This is a genomic window from Mycolicibacterium fluoranthenivorans (assembly GCF_011758805.1).
GTDB classification, from domain to species: domain Bacteria; phylum Actinomycetota; class Actinomycetes; order Mycobacteriales; family Mycobacteriaceae; genus Mycobacterium; species Mycobacterium fluoranthenivorans.
Window position 1 is genome coordinate 1,931,655 of the sequence record NZ_JAANOW010000001.1, and the last position, 10,847, is coordinate 1,942,501.

The 10,847-nt window shown below is 67.9% G+C and carries 11 protein-coding genes; 7 read left to right on the top strand and 4 right to left on the bottom strand.

All coding sequences use genetic code 11. From position 1 onward, the window contains the following. The first annotated feature begins 3 nt into the window (after positions 1 to 3). Complete coding sequence (locus FHU31_RS09450; RefSeq protein ID WP_167157734.1) at positions 4 to 1,092, top strand: NAD(P)-dependent alcohol dehydrogenase; 1,089 nt, start codon at positions 4 to 6, stop codon at positions 1,090 to 1,092. Between the two features lie 53 nt (positions 1,093 to 1,145). Continuing rightward, entirely contained in the window at positions 1,146 to 2,069 is a 924-nt protein-coding gene (locus FHU31_RS09455; protein WP_167157736.1) for an alpha/beta fold hydrolase, read from the top strand. Positions 2,070 to 2,071: 2 nt separating this feature from the next. Here FHU31_RS09455 and FHU31_RS09460 read toward each other — a convergent pair whose 3' ends face one another. Further along, positions 2,072 to 3,400, bottom strand: a complete 1,329-nt coding sequence (locus tag FHU31_RS09460) for a flavin monoamine oxidase family protein (protein ID WP_167157738.1) — start codon at positions 3,398 to 3,400, stop codon at positions 2,072 to 2,074. 59 nt (positions 3,401 to 3,459) lie between these two features. On the opposite strand from FHU31_RS09460, the gene FHU31_RS09465 reads away from it, so the two are divergent. From FHU31_RS09465 to mug, 3 genes are read left to right on the top strand one after another with little or no spacing between them, the layout of a single operon-like run. Continuing rightward, positions 3,460 to 4,431, top strand: coding sequence for a TIGR03617 family F420-dependent LLM class oxidoreductase (locus FHU31_RS09465; RefSeq protein WP_167160830.1), 972 nt, complete (start codon positions 3,460 to 3,462; stop codon positions 4,429 to 4,431). Positions 4,432 to 4,476: 45 nt separating this feature from the next. Then, positions 4,477 to 6,075, top strand: a complete 1,599-nt coding sequence (locus FHU31_RS09470; protein ID WP_167157740.1) for a flavin-containing monooxygenase — start codon at positions 4,477 to 4,479, stop codon at positions 6,073 to 6,075. A gap of 48 nt (positions 6,076 to 6,123) precedes the next feature. Next, positions 6,124 to 6,642 carry a G/U mismatch-specific DNA glycosylase gene (mug, locus tag FHU31_RS09475; RefSeq protein WP_167157742.1) on the top strand — a complete coding sequence of 173 codons (519 nt, stop codon included), beginning with the start codon at positions 6,124 to 6,126 and terminating at the stop codon, positions 6,640 to 6,642. Here mug and FHU31_RS09480 read toward each other — a convergent pair. Beyond that, positions 6,607 to 7,362 carry a helix-turn-helix domain-containing protein gene (locus FHU31_RS09480; RefSeq protein WP_167157745.1) on the bottom strand — a complete coding sequence of 252 codons (756 nt, stop codon included), beginning with the start codon at positions 7,360 to 7,362 and terminating at the stop codon, positions 6,607 to 6,609. The genes mug and FHU31_RS09480 overlap by 36 nt on opposite strands. A 37-nt stretch (positions 7,363 to 7,399) precedes the next feature. Between FHU31_RS09480 and FHU31_RS09485 the strand changes: the two genes are divergently transcribed. Next, on the top strand, positions 7,400 to 7,750 hold the full coding sequence (locus tag FHU31_RS09485) for a DUF4345 domain-containing protein (protein WP_263988135.1): 351 nt from the start codon (positions 7,400 to 7,402) through the stop codon (positions 7,748 to 7,750). A gap of 73 nt (positions 7,751 to 7,823) precedes the next feature. Here FHU31_RS09485 and FHU31_RS09490 read toward each other — a convergent pair whose 3' ends face one another. Next, positions 7,824 to 8,966: an Rv3169 family protein gene (locus tag FHU31_RS09490; protein ID WP_167157747.1), complete on the bottom strand. Its 1,143-nt coding sequence runs from the start codon at positions 8,964 to 8,966 to the stop codon at positions 7,824 to 7,826. Continuing rightward, positions 8,963 to 10,144 (bottom strand): phosphotransferase family protein, encoded by a 1,182-nt coding sequence (locus FHU31_RS09495; protein WP_167157749.1) that lies wholly within the window; start codon positions 10,142 to 10,144, stop codon positions 8,963 to 8,965. The genes FHU31_RS09490 and FHU31_RS09495 overlap by 4 nt, the downstream gene beginning before the upstream one ends. A 54-nt stretch (positions 10,145 to 10,198) precedes the next feature. Here FHU31_RS09495 and FHU31_RS09500 point away from each other — a divergent pair, with 54 nt between their 5' ends. Beyond that, positions 10,199 to 10,795: a TetR/AcrR family transcriptional regulator gene (locus FHU31_RS09500; protein WP_167157750.1), complete on the top strand. Its 597-nt coding sequence runs from the start codon at positions 10,199 to 10,201 to the stop codon at positions 10,793 to 10,795. Positions 10,796 to 10,847 lie beyond the last annotated feature (52 nt).

A 10,847-nucleotide genomic window follows, 5' to 3' on the forward strand; every position in this document is an offset into this window, starting at 1 on the left:
GGCGTGATATCAGCACGTGCCGCGGTACTCCGCGCAGCAGGTCAGGACCCGCAGCTCACCGATATCGAACTGCGTGATCCGGTCGCTGACGAGGTGCTCGTCCGCATCGAGGCCGTCGGCATCTGCCATACCGACATCAGCGTGGCGTCCTGGTTTTCCAAGGTGCCCATGGTGTTCGGGCACGAAGGCACCGGCACCGTCGTGGCCGCGGGACCCCGGGCACAGGACCGCATCGGGGCGCGGGTGGTGCTCACCTTCGCCAGCTGCGGCACGTGCGCCAACTGTGCCGGTGACCGTCCGGCCTACTGCGACCAGTCGACCAACCTGAACATGAGGGGCAGCCGCCGCGACGACACCAGCGCCCTGCGCCTGGATGGTCAGCCGATCACCGGAGGATTCTTCGGCCAGTCCAGCTTCGCGACCTACGCCATGGCCCGCAGTCGCAACGCCGTCACGCTGCCCGAGGGCATCGACCCCGCGTTGGCCGCACCGCTGGGCTGCAGTGTGCAGACCGGCGCGGGGGCGGTACTCAACGTGCTGACCCCGGCCGCCGACGACGCGGTCGTCGTGTTCGGTGCCGGCGCGGTCGGGCTGTCGGCGGTGATGGGGGCCCGCATCGCGCGGTGCCGCACCATCATCGCCGTCGACCCGATCGCTGCGCGCCGCGCACTCGCCACCGAATTGGGCGCCACCCACACGTGCGACCCCGCCGATACCGACGTCCCGGCCGCCGTGCTGGAGCTGACCGGTGGGGCCGCGGCCGTCATCGACACCACGGCCCGCCCGGAGGTCGTCGCTTCCGCGGTCGGGCTGCTGCGCTCCCGCGGCACCCTGGCGCTGCTCGGACTCGGCGCGCCGATGGCCGAGCTGCCGGTGGCGCTCATCATGGCCAAGGGCATCACTGTGCGCGGCGTCGTCGAGGGCGACAGCGACCCGCATGTGTTCATCCCGTACCTCGCCGACCTGCACCTGCGTGGCGAGTTGCCCCTGGACAAACTGGTCACCAGCTTCCCCTTCGATGATTTCGGCCGGGTGTGGTCCGCGGCGAAGGCCGCCGAGGTGATCAAGCCGGTGCTCGTCACGTCGGATTGACACGGCGTAGGCTGGACGGTCCGGCAAAGAGGCCGAGACGATTGGAGCAGGCGATGGCGCTTCCCTCGCTACCTGCGAGCCGCACGCTCACGGTGCGTTCGGCCGACGGCACCCGGCTACACGCGCAGGTGTTCGGGCCGGAGCACGGTTATCCGATCGTGCTGGCACACGGCATCACCTGCGCCCTGGAGGTCTGGGCCCACCAGATCGCGGATCTGGCCGGCGACTACCGCGTCATCGCCTACGACCACCGCGGCCACGGCCGCAGCGAAACCCCCAGGGAGCGCCGCGGCTACAGCCTCAACCACCTGGCCGCCGACCTCGATGCCGTCCTGGACGCCACGTTGGTGCCCGGTGAGCGGGCTGTCATCGCCGGGCACTCGATGGGCGGGATCGCGATCTCCTCCTGGTCGCAGCGCTACCCGCAGCGCGTCGCCCAGTGCGCCGACGCCGTCGCCCTGATCAACACCACCACGGGGGACCTGCTGCGCAATGTGCGGCTCGCGCCGGTGCCCGCCCCGCTCACCGAGGCCCGGATCCGGGCCGCCGGGACCTTCCTCAAGACGTTCGGGGCCACTCCGATCCCCAACCTCGCAGGCGGGCCCAACAAGCGCTTCGTCCAATACCTGGCCGTCGGCCGCGATGCGGACCCGGAGGTGGCCGACCTGATCTACCGGCTGTTCGCCGCCACCCCGCCGGCCGGCCGCGGCGGGTGGGCCAGGGTCTTGGTGGACGGCCTTGGGCCCACACATATTTCGCTGCACAACCTGACGGTGCCGACGCTGGTGATCGGCAGCCGCAAGGACCGGCTGCTACCGATCAACTCGTCGCGTCATATCGCCGAACACGCACCCAATCTTTCGGCGTTCGTCGAGATGTCCGGTGGCCACTGCGCCATCCTGGAACGGCCGGCCGAGGTGAACCGGCAATTGCGCAGCCTCGCCGAATCGGTTGCGCGGCAACAGCTCAGTTCCTGAAATCACCGACTGAGGTAGTCGATCACCTCGGCCGCCGCACGCTGCCCGGACCGCACCGCGCCGTCGAGGAACCCGGTCCATTCGTCGGCGGTCTCGGTACCCGCCCAGAACACGCCGTCCACCGGGGCCCGCAGCACGTGCCCGTAGCTGCTCCACGACCCCGGCGGCACCGCCGCGGTGGGCCCGCCCGGCGCGAAAGGTTCTGCACCCCAGCAATGGTCCATGTAGGCGATGGGGTTCGCGGCCGCGTCGCCGAACAATGCGGTGAAGTTGCGCAGTGCCCGTTCCCGGCGCTGCGCTGCGGGCAGCGGGTCGAAGGTGCGGGCGTCGGCGAAGCCCAGCAACACCCCGGGTCCGTCGTCGCTCGGGCTGACGTCGAAGGTGATGAACACCGGTCCTTCGTCGGACAGTGCCTCCCCGGAAAAGCCCGCCGCCCGCCAGAACGGCTTCTCGTAGGCGACGTAGGCCTTGCTGAGATTGCCCTGCGGCCAATGCGCGATGAGTTCCCGGTGCTCGTCGGGCAGGGCCGGCTCGAAGGCGATCGCCCCGCGATGGGCGGGCGGGATCGCGACGATCACCGCCGTGGCGTGCCATGACTCTGCCGCCGATTCCACGCGATAGCCGGTGCCCTCCCGCGCGATCCGGCGCACGGCCGTGTTCAGGTAGACGGTCAGGTCTTCGGCCATCCGTACCGCGATCGGTTGTGTCCCGGCGGGGAAGCGGTCCTGCTGGGCGCCGCCCTTGACGTCGAGCATCGGTCCCAGGCCGCCGGCCGCCTTCACGTAGCGCACTGCGTGCAGCATCGAGACCTCGTCGGGTTCGCACCCCCAGGTCACCCGGGACATGATCGCCATCAGATTCCGCGTCGAGGCATTCGCGTGCACAGACCGCAGCCAGCTGTCCAGGCTGCGCCGGTCGAGCCGCGCGGCGGCGGGGACCGACCACGGGTTGGTCACCGGGATCAGCCGGGACAGCCGCTCGAAACGCCACTGGATACGGGACACGTCGAACAGTTCGATCATCGACAGCTTGGGGATGGTGCTCCGATAGGACCGCACCCGTCCGTGCCAATCGATCAGGTTTTTCCCGCGGCTGTGGGTGGGTACGGTCTCGCAGCCCAGCTCGGCGGCCAGCGTGAGGACCGCATCCTGGGTCGGGCCGACGAAGGTGCCGCCCAGGTCGACCGGCACGCCGGCGATCGTGGTCGTGTACGACCGGCCGCCGACGCGGTCGCGGCCCTCCAGCACCACCACCTCGTGCCCGAGTTTGGTCAGCTCGCGCGCTGCCGACAGTCCCGCGAATCCGGCTCCCACCACGATGACATCGCCCACAGGCACAGTCTGCCCCGAATCTCCGCAGAATCGCACTAAGGTGAGCCGCTGTGAAGGTCATGACGGCGTTGTACGGGCCGACCGATGCTGCCGACCGTGCGCGGGCGCTGCGCGATGCCGGGGCCAGTGGGGTGTTCAGCTTCGAAGGTCCGCACGACGTTTTCACGCCGCTGACGTTGGCGTCCACCGTGGGCGGCCTGGACCTGATGACCAATGTGGCGATCGCATTCCCGCGCAATCCGATTCACCTGGCGCACCAGGCCATCGACCATCAGATCCTGTCCGGCGGCCGGTTCACCCTGGGGCTCGGCACTCAGATCCGCACCCAGATCGAGAAGCGGTTCGGCGCCGACTTCGACCGGCCGGTGGCGCGGATGACCGAAATGGTCGCGGCGCTGCGGGCCATCTTCACCACCTGGTCGACGGGGGAGCGGCTGGAGTTCCGGGGCGAGTTCTATCGGCACACCCTGATGACCCCGACCTTCACGCCGCGCGGCAACGTCTACGGACCGCCGCCCATCTATGTGGGCGCGTTGGGTCCGCGACTGACCCGGGCGGTGGCCGAGCACGCCGACGGCTTGCTGGTGATGCCGTTCGGGAACAAGAAGTTCCTCCACGAGGTCACGATGGCCGCCGTCGACGAAGGGCTCGCCGCGGCCGGGCGGGATCGCGCCGACCTGGCGATCGTGCCGGAGATCATCGTCTCGGTGGGCGACGACCACGCCGCGACGCGCCAATTGCTGGCGTTCTACGGTTCCACCCCGGCCTACCGGCCTGTACTGGACGTGCACGGATGGGGCGACCTGCAGCCCGAACTCAACGCGCTGTCCAAGCAAGGACGATGGGCGGAGATGGGGGCGCTGATCGACGACGACGTGCTGCACACCATCGCCGCATGCGGCACACCCGCCGAGGTGGCCGCCCATATCAGGGACCGGGTGGCCGGTATCTCGGACCGGATCTGCATCTACCAGCCCGGACCGATCGCGGTGGATTCACTGGCGCAGATCGTTGACGCGCTGCGCACCTGAGCACCTATGGTGGTGGTACGGCAACGGACCACGAGGAGGTTGTCCATGGGCGAGGAGCAGGTCGAGTCCTCTCCCGAATGGTCAGATGTGCTGATCATCGGGGCCGGGATCTCCGGGATCAACGCCGCCTACCGCATCCACGAACAGAACCCGCAGCTGAGCTACACCATTCTGGAGCGGCGCGAACGCATCGGCGGCACCTGGGATCTGTTCCGGTATCCGGGTATTCGATCTGACAGCGATATCTTCACCCTCAGCTTCCCCTACGAGCCGTGGACCCGGCAGGAACACGTCGCCGACGGCGCCGATATCCGCCAGTACCTGACCGATGTGGCGCGCAAATACGGCATCGACCGGCACATCCGGTTCGGCACCCGGGTGCTCTCGGCCGATTGGGACTCGGCCACCGATTCCTGGACGGTGCGTACCGGGGCGAGCGAAGCGACGGGGGAAAGTTCCAGGGCGAGCGAAGCGACGGGGGAAAATTCCGGGGCGAGCGAAGCGACGGGGGGCGCTTCCGATGGCCCGGTGTACCGGGCGCGATTCCTGTTCTTCGGTACCGGTTATTACGACTACGACCAGCCGCACAACCCGCCGATCCCCGGGCTGGAGGATTTCGGCGGTCAGGTGGTGCATCCGCAGTTCTGGCCCGAGTCATTGGACTACGCAGGCAAGAAGGTGGTGGTGATCGGCAGCGGCGCGACGGCGATCAGCCTGGTGCCTGCGCTGGCCGAGCAGGCCGCCCACGTCACCATGCTGCAGCGCTCCCCGACCTACATGGCATCGATGTCCGCTGTCCCGGCGTTCACGCAGGGAATCCGGAACATGCTGCCGCGCAAGATGTCTCATCAGATCGTGCGCACACTCAACGCCTGGGTTCACTACCTGACGTACGTCTTCTTCCGGAAAGCCCCGAACATGGGGCGCAAGGTGATCCGCGACCGAAACAAGGCGCGACTGCCGCACGGGTATCCCATCGATGTGCATTTCAACCCGCGCTACCGGCCATGGGACCAGCGGATGTGTCTGGTGCTCGACGGCGATCTGTTCGAAGACATCAGTGCTGGGCGTGTCGAGGTGGTCACCGACCACATCGACCACGTCGACCCCACCGGCATCGTGTTGAAGTCGGGCGAGCGGGTGGACGCCGACATCATCGTCACCGCGACGGGGCTGACGCTGCAGGCACTCGGCGGGATCGAACTCAGCATCGACGAGCAGCGCGTCGACCCCACCGATCGCTTCGTCTACAAGGAGCACCTCCTCGAGGAGGTGCCGAATATGGCGTGGTGTGTCGGCTACACCAACGCCTCGTGGACACTACGGGCCGACATGACCGCCAAAGCGGTGGCAAAGCTGCTGGCCTACATGGACTCTCACGGATACACCCATGCCTATCCACATTTGGGCGGGGTAGCCATGCAGGAGAGACCGGCCTGGGATCTCAACGCCGGGTACGTGCAGCGCGCCCCGCATGCGCTGCCGAAATCCGGTACCCGGCGGCCGTGGAAGGTGCGGCACAACTATGCCCTCGATGCCTTGGAGCACCGGCTCGACCGGATCGGGGAGTCGATGGTCTTCGGCCGGGCGCCGGTCAGCTCCGCCGCTGACAAGCCGGCCGTCACACCGAAGGTCGCCATCTAGTTCCGGGCAGCTATCGATTCGATTCGACCACAGTGCACAATCGCACTGATGGGATATACGCCCGACATCCTGGACACCGGACTGGATGTCGTCTTCTGCGGGATCAACCCGGCGTCCACCGCGGCGGCTGCCGGGCACAACTTCTCCAGTCCGAGCAACCGCTTCTGGACGGTGCTGCACCGGGCGGGGTACACCGACGTCCGGTTGCGACCCGACCAGGAGCAGCTGCTGCTGACCTACGGCTGCGGTATCACCGCCGTCGTCACCCGGCCGACCCCGCGTGCCAGTGATGTCACCGCAGCTGAATTCCGTGACTCGGCACCGGTGTTCGAGGCCAAGGTCCGGCATTACGCGCCGCGGGTCGTCGCGTTCCTGGGCAAGCGTGCGCTGGCGGCGATGCTGTCGCGTCCCGATCTCGAGTGGGGACGGCAACCGCGTGGCATCGCGGGCGCACAGGCGTGGGTGCTGCCCAATCCGAGCGGTCTGAACCGGAATTTCACGCTCGACGCGCTCGTCGCCGCGTATGCCGAATTACGGCGTCCGGATGGTGACGCCGGTCGCCAGTAGCTGGGTGGCGGACAGTCCGAACGTCGTCTTGAAGCGGTCGGCCAGGTGCGACGGGCTGGCGAAACCCGCCTCGGCAGCAGCGGTGGTGAGATTGCTGCCGGCCGCCAGCTCGGTTCCGGCCCGGATCAGCCGGCTCCACAGCCGGTAGCGGCGCAGGCTGCATCCGGTCTCTTGCCGGAACAGGTGCAGGAACCGCGATTCGGACAATCCGGTGGCCGCGGCCATTTCTCCGGCCGGGATGGATACCGCGGGATCATCACGAATCTGTGTGGCCGCCATCTTGATCCGGGCATCGATGGGGTGGATCGCGGCCGGGGCGGCGGCATCGCGCCAGCGTGCCGCGGCGGCATCATCCTGGGGCAGCGTCGACAACGCGTCCCGGCGCTCATGGTCGGTGCCGACAGCGCCCTGAAACTGGGTGAAACGACGCCGGCAGGACGCGCTGCGCTCGGACGCGGGATCGAGGTAGCAGGTCACCAAACGGCCGTCCAGGGCCAAGTGGTGGGTCATCCGCGGCGGGATGAGCGCCGTCCGCGTGACGACCTGCTGGGCGCCCACGGTGACGGTCAGCGGTCCGTCGACCCCGACGGCCAGGCACCACGCCGACCCGGAATGCGGCTCCAATCCCAGCGCTGGACCGGCGTACAACGCCTGCCCGGGCCACAACCACACCGTTGGGGAGCAGGTTTGTGGAAGCGCCGCCGGTACCGGGCTGGGCATGCTGGACTCCTGATCGCTGACGAAACAGGAGGTTACCGTGGTCGAACTCGTCGTGGCGCTGTTCTTCGCCGGTATGGGTCTGTACGCACTGACGGCCCCGGCAACCATGGTGCGCCCGTTCGGCGTCACCCTTGCTACGGCGACCGCTCGCGCTGAAGTCCGCGCCGTGTACGGCGGGTTCGGTGTGGCCATCGCCGCGGTGCTCGTCTATGCATCACGGGTGCCGGAGGCGCGCACCGGTGTACTGATCACCGTCGGTGTCGCCCTGGCGGGGATGGCTGTCGGACGGGTGGTGTCGGTGTTCGACGGGCGGACGCCGTTCTACCCCAACTGGTTCTACTGCCTGGTGGAAGCGGTGGCCGCGGCGGCGCTGTTCGGGGCGGTGTGATTCGCCTGCCCGCACGACCCTGACGTCGATCTCGCTGGAGCACCGCGCAGGTGTGATGCTCCAGACTCGTCGGTTACGGCGCGACGGTCAGCCAGTCGGCGAACCCGGACGGGTCGTGCCGGCCCAGTGCGCCGTGCTCGAACAAGCCCCAGCCTTCGGCGGGGGAGCGGTCACCTTCGGTGCACACGGCGCGGCCGACGTGATCGATCACCCCGAACGCGGAGCGCCCGATGACAGCCGGATCGGTCATGTCGTAGGTGAGCCGCTCGGTGAACTTCTCACCCCGCCATACGCCGTGCGTCCAGTCCGAGTCGCCGCCGTAACCACCGCCGACGTGAATCGGCACGGGCAGTTTGGATTCCACCTCGAAACGCAGCGCCGCACCGTCACTCGCGGTGGCGTCGATGGTGGCGCCGGTGGGGATGCGGGTGCCGGAGCGGTAGTGGATCTTCACCCGCGGCCAGCCGAGCTGCTCGACGCGCCCGTCTTTCCAGATGCGGGTGCAGTCGTTGAGCGACCGGAACCCGTTGGGCTCCTCCTGGATGATGATCACGATCGAGAACTCGTCGAACGCCATCGGGACGTAGAGCCACCACATGCCCTCGAAGGGTGGGTCCGCGGGCCGGCCCGCCGGCTCGGCCTCGCCGATCGGGCGGATACCCCACGAGCGGTCCCGGGATCCGATCCACACCGCGGGGTCCACCGTGATGTGTTCGCCGTCGATCTCCAATGAGCCGCTCCACGAACCCAGTTGGGCGAAGCGCTGGGCATCCAGGGTGACCCGGTTGCCCTGCCGCATGATGTGTGGCTGCTCCTGCACGACGTCGAACAGGCCGGTCCAGGTGAGGTCGGCGGCGATCCCGTCGGTCTTGTCGAGGGTGATCCGCAGCTTGTGCAGCGGTTCCTGGACCTCGACGCGGTAGCCCAGCACGTGTTGGTCGAGCCGATCCTGGTCGATGGCGTCGGACAGGTGGACCGCGGTCTGGGTATCTCCGCTTCCGCCGAATCTGCCGCTGCCGCGGCGGGAGACCAACAGGAAGGCGTCCTTCACCCCGAGGTTGGGGTAGTACCCGATACCGGTGATGAGGAAGATGTCCCCACTGCGGTCATGCGCGTTGTAGTAGGACCGATCGTAGAAGTTCCGGTCCGAAGATCCCGGCCAGGCAATGGGTTTAGGGATCTGATGAATCGGGAATTCGTCCATCGGGCCGATCATGAGTGTTCCTTTCCCCGCGCCGGATCTTCTCCCCGGGTCGCTTCGCTCCTGCCCGCCGGTTCCTCGAGCAGCCGGCGCAGCAGTGAGGCGTGGTAAAACGTCGACTCCACGTCCTCGGGTTTGTCCATCTCGCCGAAGTGCACGCGGCGTGCGGTGGTGCGCATGAACACGCAGCACCAGATCACGCCGGAGTAGATGTAGAACCAGCGCAGGTCGCCCAGGGTGGCCCCGGTCAGCCGCTCGTAACTGGCGCGCACATCTTCCTCGCGTAGCACGTCCGGCAGGCCGGGTAGCCCTGCCAGTCCGGCCAGCTCCTGGAAAACCATGTGCGCGAAGATGATCCACGAGACGTCCAGCTCGCGTGGGCCGACGGTCGCCATCTCCCAGTCCAGCACCGCGGTCGGCCGGAAGTCTTCGTACAGCACGTTGCCGATACGTGAGTCGCCCCACGCCAGCACGGGAGTCGTGGCGGCCACCTCGGCCGGGAAGTTGTCCGCCAACCAGCCCAATGCCCGCTCGACCAGCTCGGAACGCCCGATATCGGGCACCGAGAACTCATACCAATCCTTGAGCCAGCCGAAATGCCTGGCCAGCGGGGTGTCTCCGGGTGGGTCGGATTCGGACAGGAACGCAAACCGTTGCGCGGCATCGGGAATCGAGTGCAGTTTTGCCAGCACCTCGACGGTGGAGTCCTGCAATTCGCGCTGCCGATCCACCGGTGCGTCGGCGAACCAGTTGCCGCCGAACGTGTAGGGCATGACATCGGGCGGCACGATGCCGTCGACGCGGTCCATCAGGAAGAACGGGGTGCCCAGCACGTCACCGGTGGTGTCGATCCAGCGGACCCGGGGGACCGGGACATCGGTGAGCTCGCCCACCTGGCGCATGAGCTCGAATTGGTGGTCGAGCCGGTATGAGGAGAACACCGGAACATCGGCATCGGTGGGGGCGACGCGTGCGACCATGTGCTGCTGCGTGCCGTCCCAGTCGACGGTCAGCAGGATGGTCTCCGAGGACATGCCGTTGGCGTCCACACCGCTCTCGACGGTGACCACGGGCGTGTCCTTGCCGGGCAGTTGCGTGGCAAGCCACTGGGCGATCGCGGCGGGCACGGTGCTGACATCTCGGCTGGAGTGCTGGAGGCGGCTGACATCTTCGACGGCCGGTTCGTTCGACACGGTGTTCCTCTCAAACCCACGTGAGTCGCCAATTACGCTACTATTGGTAGCGATATGAAAGCAGACTCGTCTTCGATTGACAAGGGGGCCGGGCGGCCCCGGGATCCGCGCATCGACGCTGCCATACTCGGCGCCACTGCGGATCTGCTTGTGGAGATCGGTTATTCGAATCTGACCATGGCGGCCGTCGCCGAGCGCGCCGGCACCACCAAGACCGCGCTCTACCGCCGATGGTCGAGCAAAGCCGAGTTGGTGCACGAGGCGGCGTTCCCCACCGCGCCGACCGCCCTCGGCATGCCGGAGGGCGATATCGCCACCGACGTCCGCGCCATGCTCGCCGCGGCCGCAGCGGTGTTCACCAGCCCGGTCGTGCGTGCCGCGCTGCCCGGGGTCATCGCCGATATGGCCGCCGACGCCGAGCTGAGTTACCGGGTGATGAGCCGGTTCACCGGATTGTTCGGCGTCGTGCGGGACCGCCTGGTGCACGCGGTCGAGCGTGGTGAGGTGCGTCCCGATGTCGACCCCGACCGGCTCATCGAGGTCATCGGCGGGGTGAACCTGCTGCGCATGCTGTTGGTGCCCGGCTGGGAACTCGACGACCAGTGGCTGGACCAGACCACCGCAATCGTGGTGCACGGCATCGTGCGCTGACCCGCCACTAGGTGATCCGACACCCGTCGCCGCAACCTCGTGCGTATGGTCG